Source organism: Sutcliffiella horikoshii, assembly GCF_019931755.1.
Classification (GTDB): Bacteria; Bacillota; Bacilli; order Bacillales; family Bacillaceae_I; genus Sutcliffiella_A; species Sutcliffiella_A horikoshii_E.
In genome coordinates, this window is record NZ_CP082918.1 from 229,323 (window position 1) to 244,074 (window position 14,752).

The window sequence follows — 14,752 nt, forward strand, 5'->3', positions numbered from 1 at the left end:
ATATCCGTGTATACAATGGATATATAAAATTTACGGTTGATATATTTGTTTTACAATGGATAAATGGTCCGTTTGGATGGATATCCTCGCAAATTCAACTTCGTGACATAAGCCGCAATCAAGAAACAATACAAACTCCAGTCATTTGAGTAAATTTACTCAATAAAAATCCACTAAAATACAATGATTATTACTATTTTCCTTACTTTTCACCCCACCCTAATAATTAGTGACTACTTTACGAAATATCTCTGTGATTTCGACAAAATACTTCAAACGGAAGAATATATTGGTAGTTAACGAGGGGGATTATGGTGGAAAGTCAGAATATTAGGTCTCGTAAAGAGAGAATTGAGACACAAAAAAGGATCAACAAGGGAAAGAGAGATAGAAAAATTGTTAGTTATGTCCTAGCTGGAACTCTTGCGGTTAGTGCGTTTATCACAGTTAATGCCAGAGGTGAAGTGCTTGCGAATGAAGCAGTACACCAAGTAAAACCTGGAGAAACGTTATTTTCACTAGCTCAAAAGTATGGGGTCTCCGTCAAGGAGTTAAAAGAGTTGAATGGTCTAAAGTCTGACATCATAAAAGTTGGCCAAATTTTGCAACTGAGTGAAACTGGTTCTAAAGACGTGGATGAAAACAAGAAATCAACCCATGAAGTGTCGTCTGGAGATACACTATTTTCAATAGCGAAGAAATATGGTCTTTCCGTTACGGAACTTAAACAAGTAAATAACCTTAAAACGGACTTGATCAAAGTGGGACAGGTCCTGAAGGTTGGAGGTGCAACAACTTCTTATAAAGTAAAAGCTGGGGATACCCTCTTCTCTATTGGTGAAAAATTCAATGTAACGGTTGGTTCCATCCAAAAGAAGAACAACCTCACAACGGATACAATTCGCATAGGGCAACAGTTAATCATTCCACCTTCTTATCATCAGTCGGCGGAAAAGACTCAGGAAAAAGTGACAAAGGCATTTTACACAGTAGCACCAGGGGAAACGCTGTGGGGCATCGCTAAAAAGTTCAATATGTCAGCACATAAAATTAAGAAAGATAATCACATGTCTTCGGAATATGTACTGATCGGTCAGGAGTTGAAAATCCAAACGGACGGCATGATAAAAGCCAATGCTGTTATAACTGGAGTGGTAGACCGCAATTCAGTGGAGTTTCTGATAGAAGGGGAGAAGGAGCCGGTTGTCCTGAGAGTTGCCTACGGTACCGCTCCCAATTATGACATTATCTCAGGAGCTGAGTTGTCTATCATTTATAAAAAAGGGATCAGTCCTGTTTTAGTAGATCTTGTGTTTGCTAATGAGGAGTTTGGTTATTAGAGTTTGGAGGGGAGGATCACTTTTGGTGGTCCTTTTCTTATGCTGCGGGGGAAAAAAACAAAGGTATTTAGCTTTTTATATAGAAATATTTACCTGAGAACGCAATAGAAAGCGGGTAATACCTAACATGTTAAAGAGTAAGCCATTCTTATATGTTTCTGTATCATTAATTGTAATCGCAATGATCATGTCTGTTCCTTTTAGACTACATTCCCCTTATGGTCCAGAGCGTACCACTGTTTTATCTATCCCGATAACAACAGTGGAAGGACCCGTGTATGTCGGAATGATTACCGTGTCTATTCTTCTTCTGGGGTTAGTCTTCTTGGTGCTTGCATTGAAAAAGTACAAGGTACGAGCCGTCATATTGGCAGTTCTTCTCTTTGCGTTTGGTCCATTAAAGTTTGCGGAGGCATACCAGAGTACCTTTGCCACCGGCCTAGATGCGATATCTTTTGATAAAGAAAATAGCACATGCATCTATGAAGCCAAAGATGAAAGAACCATGACGGCTCGATGCGAATTATATCTAAAAAATCATAGTAAGGAAGATGTATCATTTAAACTCACTTTCTATGAAGAAGAGTGGTTTGAAGGACCTCAGTATATGAACAATGCCGGTCCCTTCAAATTAACCGTTCCAGCAAATAATGAAAATCCAATTATCGTGAAGCGAGAGCTAAAACTAGAAAAGGAACAGACTTTTTCAGGATCTAATAGTCACTTCAACGTCATTTTAGAAACCAAAGGAAAACAGCGAATCCTTTAGTCAAACGTTTGTTTAAAAAAGAATACTCTAGCTACCATTAAAAACAAATCATCCAACAAACGTTTGTTTAAATCCCCAACCCGCTGGTACATATGGTCCCAAGGCCTTTAGTCAAACGTTTGTTTAAACGAAACCACCCCCGGCTAAGCGCCACCTATCCACCTTAATCAAACGTTTGTTTAATAAAAAAAACCCTCACGCAACCACGCGAGGGTTCCTACCTACAACACATTAAAATACCTAGCCTCCGGATGCGCAAACACAATTGCCGACACCGATGCCTCTGGCTCCATCATACAGCCATCCGTCAGCTCCACGCCAATATCCTCCGGCTGGATCAACTTGAATAGCTTCTGCTGATCATCCAAGTTCGGACATGCAGGATACCCAAACGAGAATCGCTGGCCTTGGTACTTGGCAGAAAATCGTTCCTTCATTGTAAAGCTGACAGGATCCGGGAAGCCCCAGCGGTCGCGCATTTGCTGGTGGACCAGTTCCGCGAGGCCTTCAGCAGTCTCGAGTGCCAAAGCCTGCAGGGCATGGCTTTCCAAAAAGCGGCCTTCCTTTTTATATGCGGCACCCAGTTCGCGAATTCCGCGGCCTGCAGTTACCGCGAACAGTCCCACATAATCCATAACACCACTGTCGCGGGGCTTCACATAATCAGCCAAGCAAAGGTGAGGCGCTTTTGCCTGTCTTGGAAAATCGAACTGCTCAATCACTTTACTTGTGTCCTCTGGATCATAGATGAACAGGGTGTCGCCTTCTGACTGAGCCGGGAAGTATTGATACACGGCAGCTGGAGTGATGAGTTTATTCAGCTTAACTTCCGACAACAGCTGATCCACCACACCCTTCACTTGTAAGGTGCGCTCGTCTTTTTCCGCCACCAATCTCTCAATCTTTCCTTTTACGCCAAGATGATGCCCGATCAACATTTGCATATTGATGTACGGTTCCACATGGGAAACAGAAATGTTCCGCAGCAGGTGACGCTTCGTATCATTTGGTGTGAATACACGTACATCCCGCGAGACATTGGAGCGAACTTTAACGGCCGTCGCAACAACACTGCTGTCCTCAGCAACACCAGACGCGCTCTCTGCAGCCGCCGCTGCCTCACGCAATCTCTTCTGTTTCTCCGCCTGCTCATTCACCAACACTTCAAACTCCTCAGGTGAGCGCAGCTGGTTGGCAAGCGACAAGCCGTTCATCGCATCCTTCGCATAAAGGACAAGCCCTTCATATTCTTTGGAAATCTTGTTGTCTGTGAACTTCCGAGACAAAGCAGCTCCACCTACTAATATAGGAACCGAGATGTCGGATTGCTTCATATCCTGCGCCGTCAACACCATCTGTTGTGCGGATTTTACGAGCAATCCAGATAAGCCGACGATATCCGGCTTTTCTTTTTTAATAGCTTGAATTAAGTCGGTAGAAGTTACTTTAATTCCAAGGTCGACCACGTCATATCCGTTGTTACTCAAGATAATGTCGACCAGGTTTTTCCCGATGTCATGCACATCGCCTTTAACAGTCGCGAGTAGAACCTTCCCTTTAGAAGAGGAGGTATCACTTGCTTCCATATGCGGCTCCAAAAAGGCGACGGACGCTTTCATGACCTCGGCGCTTTGCAACACTTCCGCAACGATCAGCTGGTTATCATTGAACAAGCGGCCGACTTCTTTCATCCCGTTCATTAATGGACCATTGATGATTTCCAGTGGAGTAGGGTAAGCGGCCAACGCAAGCTCAAGGTCAGGAAGGAGCCCTTCTTTTGTTCCTTCCACCACATAGTAGGCTAGTCGCTCATCAAGAGGTAAATCCGGAATATTGGACTTCGCTTCTTTCTTTTTGCCTCGGTAAAAGTCAGTGAATAACGCCAGTGACTCATCGGTCGTTTCAAATAGCAACTTTTCCGCCATCTCGACCTCTTCGGCAGGGATGGATGCGAAACGCTCCAGTTTTTCGGTGTTCACGATCGCATAGTCCAAGCCTGCCTGTGTGCAGTGATAGAGGTAAACGGCATTTAACACTTCACGTCCGACCGGTGGGAGCCCGAAAGAAACGTTGCTGACGCCAAGTATCGTCAAACAGGCAGGAAAGTGTTCTTTTATTAAACGAATTCCCTCCACCGTTGCATTTGCCGACCCAATATACTGCTCGTCACCTGTACCGACAGGGAAAACCAGCGGATCGAAAATGATGTCAGTAGGGGAGACCTTGTACTTGTTCACCAACAGATCGTAGGACCTCTGTGCAATCTCAAGCTTCCGTTCAGCACTAACGCCCATTCCTTCTTCGTCAATGGTGCCGACGACAAGCGCCGCACCGTATTTATGAACCAACGGAATGATCGCTTCAAAGCGTTCCTCGCCATCCTCGAGGTTGATGGAGTTGATGATCGCTTTTCCTTGCGAGTATTTCAACGCGGCCTCGATGACCTGCTCGTCGGTGGAGTCGATGACAAGTGGGACCTTCACCTTTTTCACGACCTCTTGTACGAATGCTTTCATGTCCTCAAGCTCATCGCGATCCGGGTCGGCAAGGCAGATGTCGATGACGTGGGCGCCGCCTTTTACTTGGGCACGGGCCACTTCTGCCGCTTCTTCAAATTTTTTCTCCGCAATCAGTCTCTTAAACTTACGGGAGCCGATGACATTGGTGCGCTCCCCGACCATGATTGGGCGAAGGGAAGGGTCGTCATAGATGAATGACTCAATTCCGGAAACGCTGTGGTGGTCGCAAACAGTGGCAGCACGAGGCTTATAATCCTTCATCACTTCCGCAATCGCGCGAATATGATCTGGTGTCGTTCCGCAACAGCCTCCGACAATGTTCAGCCAGCCCTGTTCGGCAAAACCCCCAAGCTTGGTCGCGAGGGACTGTGGCGTTTCATGATAATGACCTTCCTCATCCGGCAAGCCGGCATTTGGATAGCAGCTGACCGCACTTTTGGATAAGTTGGAAAGCGTCCGGATATGGTCCTGCATGAATTCCGGTCCGGTCGCACAGTTCAATCCGACTGCAAGAGGTTTCATGTGCTCCACAGAAACGTAAAATGCATCAATCGCCTGCCCTGCAAGGGTGGTCCCCATCGGCTCGATGGTGCCGGAGATGATGACCGGTACTGTGACACCGGTTTTTTCAAAAGCACGTTGGATGCCAAGAAACGCGCATTTCACGTTCAATAAGTCTTGGCTCGTCTCTACTAAAAGACAGTCAGAACCCCCGTCCAACAACCCACGTGCTTGCTCCTCATAGGAATCTGTCAGGGCATCAAAAGTGGTTCCACCCGTAACACTCAAGGTTTTCGTTGTCGGACCTATCGAGCCTGCCACAAAGCGCGGCCACTCCAGGGTGGAAACCTTAGCGGTCGCACGCTTGGCAATTTCCGCGCCAAGCCTATTAATCTCGTAAGCTTTGCAGCCAAGCTCATACTCATCAAGTACAAGATCAGTCCCGCCGAACGTATTTGTCTCCACGATATCGGCACCAGCGTTCAGGTATTCCACATGGATGCGTTCGATGACATCGGGTGCGGTGATGTTCAGGTTTTCGTTACAGCCGTCATACTCTTCGCCGCCAAAGTCATCTGGCGTAAGGTTTGCCTGTTGCAGCATCGTTCCCATCGCGCCGTCCATGATCAGTATTTTCTTTTGCAATTGCTGTTCTAGTAGTGTGATAGGTTTAGACATTTTGAACCCTCCTGGATGAATGGAACGGACCGTATTTTTTGGCATAGTTGGCAAGCTCTACTGTCAGTTCATAGCGCATGAACGGTGTGATCATGTAGATGCCGTTGAATAGTTCAAGTGCGGCATCAAGCAGCCCCTTCGCAATGTTTAAGCCCTCAAGACTTGCCTGCTGTGGATCATATTGATGACGGTTCATCACCTCGAGCACCTGTGGAGTCAGCTTGATTCCCGGCACCTCATGATGAAGGAAATTGGCGTTGCGGCTGCTTGTCAGCGGCATAATCCCAATATAGATGGGTGCATCAATATGTTTAGTAGCCTGATAGACTTCGAGTAATTTTTCTTCTGAAAAGACAGGCTGACTGATGAAATAGTCTGCACCGGCGTCTATTTTTTTCTCCATTCGTTCGACCGCCTTATCGATGATGCGAACATTCGGGTTGAAGGCAGCTCCGACTGAGAAGCTTGTGCGCTCCCCAAGTTCTTTTCCAGAAAGGGAGACACCTTGGTTAAACTGTTTGATCATATTGATGAGACCAAACGAGGTGACATCATAGACAGAGGAGGCACCCGGAAAATCACCGACCTTCGTTGGGTCTCCAGTAACTGCCAGCACGTCATGAATGCCAAGCTGATGGAGTCCCATCAGGTGTGACTGCAAGCCAATCAGATTGCGGTCACGGCAGGTGATGTGGATCAGCGGGCGCAAGCCGATATCTGATTTCACAATGGATCCCAGTGCGGTGTTGCAGACCCGTGGGGAAGCAAGGGAATTGTCCGCTAACGTGAGCGCATCAATGCCTGCGTCCTTCAAGGCTTTAGCCCCAGCCATGAATTTATCTGTATTTAATTTTCGTGGAGGATCGAGTTCCACGATGATGGATTGTTGCTTTTTTGCTTTTTCAAAAAGTGGTGTTGGCACTTCCTTCTTTTTAGAAGGGATGATGATGGTTTTCTCTTTCCGCTTTACTTGTTTTTCTTTCACAGGGCCCACGTCCTGGAGTGCTTGGGAGAACGCCTGGATATGTGCCGGCGTTGTCCCGCAGCAACCGCCAAGTAACCGTACGCCTTGGTCGCGAAAGGCAAGTGCAGTTTCTTTAAAATAATCCGCGTCGCTGTCATACTCCAGTTTCCCATCCACATAGGAGGGGAGACTTGCGTTCGGATAGGCAGACAGATAAGCAGTCTTTGGAATCGATACCTCTTCCAGTGTGGAAATCATATGATAGGGACCCAAACGGCAGTTTAATCCGACGATATCAGCACCAAGCGATTCCAAGCGGTTCAAGGCATCTGTGATGTGGACGCGATTTTGCAAATAGCCAACCTCTTGGAGCGAAACTTGCGCAATGATCGGTAGGTTCGTTTCTTTTCTAGCAATCTGCAGGACCGTCTCTAATTCCTCCAGGTCATAGAAGGTTTCTAGCAAAATACCATCGACCCCTTCAAGCAGCAGGCAGTAGAGCTGCTCGCGGAAGGTGCGTTTAATTTCTTCAAGCGGAATGGCTTCAGGCTTGATGGCGCGGATCCCGCCGATTGTACCGACCACATGGGCGCCAGGGTGATCCGCCACTGCTTTTTTCGCTAGCCTAACCGCAGCGCTATTTATTTCTTTTACCTGATCCTGCAGTCCATAACGCTCCAGCTTGTGGTAGTTGGCCGCATACGTGTTGGTCTGGATAAGATTGGCGCCGGCATTTAAATATGCCTGGTGGATATTATAAATTTGGTTTGGTTGCGACAAGTTCAATTCCTCAAAGCAACAATCAGAACCGTAGGAATAGAGGAGGGTCCCCATCGCGCCGTCTGCAATTAATATTTTGTCTTGTTGTAAACTATCTAAGATTCCCATGATATACCCTCCGTTGTTCTTGGTTACCGCTTGCTTCTGTAATGGTTTGCTGAAATGCCTGTTCAAAGTCTTCTATTAAATCCTCGGCACTTTCAAGTCCAACCGACAAGCGGAGTAAGGAGTTGGAGATGCCGCGTTTTAACCGTTCTGCTTCCGGCATTGCCGCGTGAGACATTTTCGCAGGGAAGGAAAGGATGGATTCTACCGCTCCTAAGCTCACAGCAAACACCGGAATTTCTACATTGCCGACAAACTTCCTTAAATCCTCCTCGCTGTGCAGTTCAAAAGAAAGGACAGCTCCAGGTCCTTGCGCCTGTCTGTGTTGAAGGGTGAAGCTAGGGTGTGTCGTCAATCCTGGAAAATAAACCTTTTTAACGGCAGGATGTTTTTCTAGGTAACTGGCCATTTTATAAGCGGACTTTTGGGACTGCTCAAGCCTTACATGCAATGTTTTAAGCCCTCTTAAGACAAGCCACGCATCCTGGACACCAAGCACCGCGCCGAAGGAATTTTGCAAAAAGGCTAAACGGTCGGCAAGCACAGGATCCTTCGCCACCGCAAGGCCTGCCACGACATCACTGTGTCCGGAAAGAAACTTCGTTGCGCTGTGCAGGACAAGGTCTGCGCCAAGCTCCAGCGGCTTTTGCAAGGCTGGCGTCAAGAACGTGTTGTCGACGAAAGTCCAAGCTCCGACTGTTTTGGCGAGAGTGGAAATCGCTGTGATGTCCGTTACTTTTAATAACGGATTGGATGGTGTTTCTACATAAAATAATTTTGTATTGGGTTTGATGGCTGCTTTCACTTTTTCCAAATCTGTCATATCCACAAAAGTATGTTCCACGCCGTATCGGGTAAGAACCTCGGAGACCATCCGGTAAGTGCCCCCGTATACGTCTTCTGAAATCAATACGTGATCGCCTTGTGATAGAAGGAGGAAAGCAGTCGAGATGGCAGCCATTCCAGATGAAAAAGCAAAGCCTCGCGTTCCTTCTTCTAAGTGTGCGATTGTCTCTTCGAGTGCTTCCCGGGTTGGGTTGGCAGAGCGTCCATAGTCATATTTGCCAAAGGAATCGATATCAGGCTGATGAAAGGTGGATGCGTGTTGTATGGGCACGCTCACCGCTCCGTTACTTTTATCAAACTTATGGCGGTTGTGTAGCAGCTTCGTTTGAAAAGAATGGCTCATGATAGGACCTCCTTTTGAATGGAAGCAGCTTTCAGCGCCGCCTCTAAGTCTTGTATTAAATCTTCCGCGTCTTCAATGCCGACTGAAAAGCGCAACAGTCTGTTGCACACGCCGGTTTCGAGGCGGATTTTTTCCGGAATGTCCGCATGCGTCTGAGTGGCAGGATATGTGATAAAGCTTTCCACGCCGCCAAGGCTTTCGGCAAAAGTAATAAGGTTCAAGTTTTGAAGCAGGGGATTGACCCATGCTTCGTCTTGGATGCGGAAGGAGAGCATGCCGCCCCGTCCTGGGTAGAGTACGTCCGTAATGGAATCATGCTGAGCTAAGTATTCCGCAATTCGTTTTGCATTCTTTTCATGCCGTTCCATGCGAAGGGACAAAGTTTTCATGCCGCGTATCAATAACCATGAGTCGAAGGGACTGAGCACCGCACCTGCCGCGTTATGGTGAAGCGCAAGGGATTCACAAAGCTCCTCGCCCTTTGCGACAATGAGTCCTGCCAGCACATCATTATGACCGCCAAGATATTTGGTCGCGCTGTGAATGACGATGTCCGCGCCTAATTTTATGGGATTTAATAGAACAGGAGTGTAAAACGTATTATCACAGATTAAAAGAAGTCCGTGAGCTTTCGCGAGCTCTGAGACCGCTTGAATATCTGTTTCTACCATCAGGGGATTGGTGGGAGTCTCTACAAAGATAGCCTGTGTTTGTGAAGTAATGGCTTTTTCGATTTCTGAAAGGTCGGTCGTGTCCACATAGCTACAACACAGTCCCCATTTTTTATAGCCTTCTTCAAAAAGGCGGTACGTGCCGCCGTACAAGTCCTTACAAACGATAAGGTGGTCACCGGACTTGAAAAGGGAAAGGATGGTCAGAATCGCCGCCATGCCGGAGCTACAGGCATACCCTTGGTCGCCGGCCTCTAAATCCGCGATTGCTTTTTCCAACACATGGCGCGTCGGATTTCCCGTTCTTGTATAGTCGTATCCTGTTGATTGCCCAATACCTTCGTGTCGATAGGCAGTGGAAAAATAAACAGGCGGGTTAACAGTTCCAGTGGCAGTTTCTGAGCGATTTCCGATTTGCGCAAGCTTTGTTTCCGTTTTATACATGAAAGGGCCTCCTATATGGTAAGTGACAATCGTTTCTTCCAGAGGGATGAGGCTTTAATGCTTTATTGGATAAAAAGAAAAAGCCTTCTATAAGAAGAAGACTTTTATCGAAAAGTTCATTCTTCTCATCTCTGCAAGCATCACAGCTTGCTGGAATTAGCACCTTTTCAACGTCCGTTCTAACGGGCGCTGCTGGTTGCTGAGGTGTCTTCGGGCCATTCCCTCAACCTCTCTGGATAAGAAAGTTCACTATTTAATTATCTGAACAATTTAATTATTTTACTAATTTACAACAGGTCAGAGTGAAATGCAATGTTTTTTTCTGAATGATTTAATTTTATGCGGTGAAGGAGTGGGGTAGAAGTTAAGTGGAGAAAGAATTTTTTTGTCATAAAATGGTCAATCCCATAAGAGGAAATTCCACGGAGCATGTTATATAATGTTAACTATAAAGTATGTGAAACTTTTCACTAACTAGCTATTCTAATCCGATTTTCATTAATAGAAAAGAGGGATTTATCATAATGACGGACTTAAAAACGATTGCAAAATCACATAGAGGTACAAGGATGACGCTGACCCTTATTGCCATACTGACAGGAGCGACTGTTATCGGGCAGGCGTATTTCTTCGTCACTATCGTGGATCGCGTGTTCCTGAGGGGCCACACGTTCCAAGAAATCCTGCCATTCCTAGGGGGACTTCTAGCAGTATTGGCTGCACGAGCGGCCTTGATCTATTGGAGCGGTCTAACGGGCGTGAAGCTTGCTGCCAAAGTAAAACGAGATTTCCGGATTGCGTTGTTGCAGAAATTTTCCAACAGTCCGGTTCAAGCTTCTCTTAAGGGCCAGTCTGGTCAAAAGGTGAGCGTGATGATGGATGCGGTGGATGAAATCGATCCGTATTTCAGCAGGTATGTGCCGCAGGTCATCCAATCGAGCATCATCCCTATCATGATTTTGATCGCGGCATTCAGCCAGCATGTGAATACAGGTTTGATTATACTGATTACGGCGCCGTTCATTCCCATTTTTATGATCGTTGTAGGCTTGAAAACAAAGAAAAAATCAGAAGAGCAGATGGATAAACTGAATGCTTTTTCCGGAACGTTTCTCGATACCTTGCAAGGGCTCACGACGTTGAAACTATTCGGTCGCTCAGCCAAACAGCAGGAAACAATCGAAAATAGCAGTTTGAGCTTCCGGGATGCAACGATGGAAGTGTTGAGAATCGCATTTTTGTCCTCCCTGATGCTGGAATTCATTTCGATGCTTGCAATTGGATTGATCGCGCTTGAGGTAGGTTTGCAGCTTGTGGTCTTTGAAAATGTTACGTTCTTTACTGCCTTTTTCGTATTGGTATTGGCACCTGAGTTCTACCTTTACTTGAAGGAGCTTGGAAGCGCCTTTCATACAGGGCGAGGTAGCATGGGAGCAGCGAAAAAGGTGACAGATGAGCTGGCAGAGGAGGGAAATCCTATCGAATGGGGGGACGCTTCTTTTCAAAAGGAGCAGGGTCCTCCTGCATTACAATTGAACAACCTTGGCTTCCGTTATGGAGATCAAGGCTTTGCCATCGAAAATATATCAGTGGATATCCCGCCATACACGCAGCTTGCTTTAATTGGGCGTAGTGGAGCAGGAAAATCGACACTGCTCAATCTGATGGCAGGGCTGATTCGCCCGTCAGAAGGGGGAGTGCTGGTGGATGGAAAGCCATTATTTGAATACGAGGAAAAAGCGTGGTTTGACCGCCTCAGCTATATTTCGCAAAATCCGTATCTTTTTTCTGGAACGATTGCCGATAACATTGCGATAGGCGGAAAGGCGGATGCAACACAAGAGGAGATAAGAAGTGCTGCCGAGAAAGCGGGTATCCTTCCGTTAATTCAATCTTTACCAGAAGGTTTCAAGACGAAAATCGGCGAAGCTGGGAGAGGTTTATCGGGCGGAGAAAAGCAGCGATTGGCGTTGGCGCGAGCCTTTTTGAAAAAGCCGTCGGTCATCCTTTTTGATGAGCCAACAACAGGACTGGACTTGCAGACCGAGCGGATTTTGCAGGCTTCTATGAAGGAGTTGGCGAAGGGGTCTACCGTCATTACCGTTGCGCACAGATTGCATACAATCAAACAGGCGGACTCCATTTTACTGCTTGAAGCAGGTGCGTTGATTGCCCAAGGAACACATGAAGAACTGGTTGAAACGGTACCCGCTTATCGTGAAATGGTGTCTGTCCAGCAAGGAGGGAGCGCAGGATGAGAGAGTTAGCACATGTTGTAAAGCTGGTCATGATGGAGAAGAAAGACATACTCCTGTCCATTTTGCTCGGGTTCTCAGCAGGGATTACAGCTGTGGGGCTATTTGCCTCCAGTGGTTATCTCATTTCCAAAGCGGCCTTGGCTCCGCCAATCTATACCTTGACCGTGATGATTGCAGTGTTGAAGCTCTTCGGTTTCGCGCGGGCATTTAGTAGATACGGCGAACGTCTGTATTCACATAGGACAACTTTTACGATATTAAGTAATCTGCGTGTTTCTTTTTATAAAAAAATAGAGCCGCTTGCGCCGCAGATTTTCCAGAAATATCGCAGCGGTGATTTGCTTGCAAGAATTGTGGGGGATGTAGAAAGCCTGCAGAACTTCTTTCTACGTGTGTTCTACCCACCGGTTGTGCTGGTGCTCGTCTTTTTAAGTACGATATTTTTCATTTCCTTTTTCTCTATATATCTGGCATTGGTGATGTTCGTCGGATTGATTTTGACTGGATTTGTGGTGCCGGCAATCTTTGCGGTAGGGCAACGCCGATTACAGAATCGTGTCAGAGAAGAGAGAGGGGCGCTTTCAACAGAAGTGACGGAACTGTTTTACGGGTTCCGTGACTTGAAGATCTATCAGCAACTGGATGTTAAGGAGAAGTTGCTTGCCGATGCTGCAGATTCTTATGTTGGGGAGCAAGAGCGTGAAGGAAAACAGGCGATGTTCAATCAATCGGTGAACACGTTTATTACATTGCTTGTTTCATGGACCTTGCTTGCGCTTGGTGCATACTTGACCGTGGAAGGACAGTTTGAAGGATTGTTTCTCGCCATGCTTGTGATGATTTCCTTGACTGTGTTTGAAAATGCGGCACCGATGGCTGTTTTTCCAAATCATTATGAGGAAAGCAGACGGGCTGCGGTAAGGTTGGATGAGGTGGTCGACGGAGAGCCGGTTGTAGGAGCAGCGTCAGCTGGTGCAACTGTGGAACTACCTGTGCAGCAGGCATTTTCTTTTGCGATGAAGGATGTTAGCTTCCGTTATCCTGGAGAGTCCCGTTTGACGCTTGACGGGGTGAATATCAGTTTGCCTGCTGGCTCTAAGACAGCCATTGTTGGCCCAAGCGGTTCTGGAAAATCTACGTTATTGCAGTTGCTGTTGAAAATATATGATCCAGAGGACGGTTTGGTCTTGTTGAATCAGTGGGATTATGCCGAAGTGGAGCAGGAGGACTTGTGGAGTAAGGCGAATGTCGTCCTGCAGGAAAATCACTTTTTCTACGGTACGATCCGGGAGAATCTTGCGCTTGCCAAAGATCGATTGAGTGATGAAGAGATGTTGGAGGCATTGGGCGCGGTGAAACTTGACGGGTTTTCCTTGGATGATGCGGTGCTTGAAAAAGGGGAGAACCTTTCCGGCGGGGAGAAGCAGCGCCTGGCTATCGCGCGTGCGTTATTGAAAGCCGAACGTTTGTGGCTCTTGGATGAACCGACTTCCTCCGTGGATGCTGTTACAGAAGCAGCGATTTTTGAGAAACTCTTTGAAGCGGCGGCAGAGGACACATTGGTTCTGGTAAGTCACCGCTTGACGGGTCTCGAGAAGATGGATCAGATCATTGTCATGGAGAATGGCCGTGTCGTGGAGGCAGGAACATTTGATGAGTTGATGAGGATGAAGGGATATTTTTATGAGATGAAAGAGATTGAGAAAAGCGTGTTTATGTAGGTGAGTAGTTTTAGCAATGGCTTTGGCTGTCTGGGGGAGAGTTTGGTGGTCCCTGGGCGGCTTTTTTGTTTTTTAACGTCCCCCCAACGAAAAAAAGCAGCCCCGTCACAGGGCCGCCTTATCCAACCTAACTATTAATCATCCCACTCCACATACAACACTTTTCCTGTAATGGCGTCAACATAAACAGATACATCGTCATCGTCGCCGTTTTGGTGGTTTTTGATTTCCACTTCATATACAAGCTTTCCGTTTTCGCGCTCAAGCTCAATATCTTCAAGCTCTCCTGGTACTTCCTTCTTCGCAATTCCCTTTGCTTCACCGATGGAAATCACGGCTTCATCCTTGGCATTAGCAGTGTTCCCCGAATTTCCGTTTTCACCATTAGCTGCTTTACCGCCGCGGCGCTCATCTTTTTCTTCCTTGATGATCTCACCATTCTCGGCGTCCACCTTAAATTCAAACTCATACTCATCATTCTTTACTTCAATTTCATACACAAGGCGTCCGTTTGCACGGTCCTTTTCCGCTTCATGGATTACTCCATTTTCCACTTTCGCCAACACAATGTCAGATGCTTCGGCTAAAGTGATGCCAGCTTTTTCTCCTGACGGCTCAGCAACTTGGACCTGCTTTAACGTTTCCTTCGTATCCTCGTTCTTTAACGCTTCCGCTCCTACGCTGATTCCACCGATAAGGACTGCTCCTGCCATGACTGCTGTGAAGATTTTCATATTTTGTTCCTCCTTGAATTTTTATTAGTTTCGCTTGCTACACTTACATCATAGCCAGCTAACATTAATAGAAAAGGAG

Annotated in this window: 9 protein-coding genes and 1 riboswitch; of the genes, 4 read left to right on the forward strand and 5 right to left on the reverse strand. The window is 46.7% G+C overall.

Annotated elements, in window-relative coordinates:
* Positions 1-314 precede the first annotated feature (314 nt).
* Both K7887_RS01285 and K7887_RS01290 read left to right on the forward strand, forming a co-directional pair.
* Complete coding sequence (locus tag K7887_RS01285; protein ID WP_223491841.1) at positions 315-1,340, forward strand: LysM peptidoglycan-binding domain-containing protein; 1,026 nt, start codon at positions 315-317, stop codon at positions 1,338-1,340.
* Between the two features lie 127 nt (positions 1,341-1,467).
* The gene (locus tag K7887_RS01290; protein ID WP_223491842.1) at positions 1,468-2,109 is read left to right on the forward strand and encodes a hypothetical protein; all 642 of its coding nucleotides are present in this window, start codon (positions 1,468-1,470) and stop codon (positions 2,107-2,109) included.
* Positions 2,110-2,330: 221 nt separating this feature from the next.
* On the opposite strand, the gene metH is transcribed toward K7887_RS01290, so the two are convergent.
* Genes metH through K7887_RS01310 form a run of 4 tightly spaced genes read right to left on the reverse strand, consistent with a single transcriptional unit; the run spans position 2,331 to position 9,960 of the window.
* Positions 2,331-5,807: a methionine synthase gene (metH, locus tag K7887_RS01295; protein WP_223491843.1), complete on the reverse strand. Its 3,477-nt coding sequence runs from the start codon at positions 5,805-5,807 to the stop codon at positions 2,331-2,333.
* Positions 5,800-7,659 carry a bifunctional homocysteine S-methyltransferase/methylenetetrahydrofolate reductase gene (locus tag K7887_RS01300; RefSeq protein WP_223491844.1) on the reverse strand — a complete coding sequence of 620 codons (1,860 nt, stop codon included), beginning with the start codon at positions 7,657-7,659 and terminating at the stop codon, positions 5,800-5,802. The genes metH and K7887_RS01300 overlap by 8 nt, the downstream gene beginning before the upstream one ends.
* A complete protein-coding gene (gene metC / locus K7887_RS01305; protein WP_223491845.1) occupies positions 7,643-8,845 on the reverse strand; it encodes a cystathionine beta-lyase in 1,203 nt (400 codons plus the stop codon). Before metC ends, K7887_RS01300 begins: the two co-directional genes overlap by 17 nt.
* On the reverse strand, positions 8,842-9,960 hold the full coding sequence (locus K7887_RS01310) for a methionine biosynthesis PLP-dependent protein (protein ID WP_223491846.1): 1,119 nt from the start codon (positions 9,958-9,960) through the stop codon (positions 8,842-8,844). The genes metC and K7887_RS01310 overlap by 4 nt, the downstream gene beginning before the upstream one ends.
* Before the next feature lie 122 nt (positions 9,961-10,082).
* A riboswitch (SAM riboswitch) is annotated at positions 10,083-10,203 on the reverse strand.
* A gap of 281 nt (positions 10,204-10,484) precedes the next feature.
* On the opposite strand from K7887_RS01310, the gene cydD reads away from it, so the two are divergent.
* Positions 10,485-12,218, forward strand: coding sequence for a thiol reductant ABC exporter subunit CydD (cydD, locus tag K7887_RS01315; RefSeq protein WP_223491847.1), 1,734 nt, complete (start codon positions 10,485-10,487; stop codon positions 12,216-12,218).
* Entirely contained in the window at positions 12,215-13,939 is a 1,725-nt protein-coding gene (cydC, locus tag K7887_RS01320; protein ID WP_223491848.1) for a thiol reductant ABC exporter subunit CydC, read from the forward strand. Before cydD ends, cydC begins: the two co-directional genes overlap by 4 nt.
* 134 nt (positions 13,940-14,073) lie before the next feature.
* On the opposite strand, the gene K7887_RS01325 is transcribed toward cydC, so the two are convergent.
* Entirely contained in the window at positions 14,074-14,673 is a 600-nt protein-coding gene (locus tag K7887_RS01325) for a PepSY domain-containing protein (RefSeq protein WP_223491849.1), read from the reverse strand.
* Between the last annotated feature and the right edge of the window lie 79 nt (positions 14,674-14,752).

Excerpts from the sequence above, each read along its gene's own strand:
- K7887_RS01325 (WP_223491849.1), bottom strand. The coding sequence starts at position 14,673 with ATGAAAATCTTCACAGCAGTCATGGCAGGAGCAGTCCTTATCGGTGGA.
- K7887_RS01290 (WP_223491842.1), top strand. The coding sequence starts at position 1,468 with ATGTTAAAGAGTAAGCCATTCTTATATGTTTCTGTATCATTAATTGTA.
- K7887_RS01310 (WP_223491846.1), bottom strand. The coding sequence starts at position 9,960 with ATGTATAAAACGGAAACAAAGCTTGCGCAAATCGGAAATCGCTCAGAA.
- metH (WP_223491843.1), bottom strand. The coding sequence starts at position 5,807 with ATGTCTAAACCTATCACACTACTAGAACAGCAATTGCAAAAGAAAATA.
- cydD (WP_223491847.1), top strand. The coding sequence starts at position 10,485 with ATGACGGACTTAAAAACGATTGCAAAATCACATAGAGGTACAAGGATG.
- cydC (WP_223491848.1), top strand. The coding sequence starts at position 12,215 with ATGAGAGAGTTAGCACATGTTGTAAAGCTGGTCATGATGGAGAAGAAA.
- metC (WP_223491845.1), bottom strand. The coding sequence starts at position 8,845 with ATGAGCCATTCTTTTCAAACGAAGCTGCTACACAACCGCCATAAGTTT.
- K7887_RS01300 (WP_223491844.1), bottom strand. The coding sequence starts at position 7,659 with ATGGGAATCTTAGATAGTTTACAACAAGACAAAATATTAATTGCAGAC.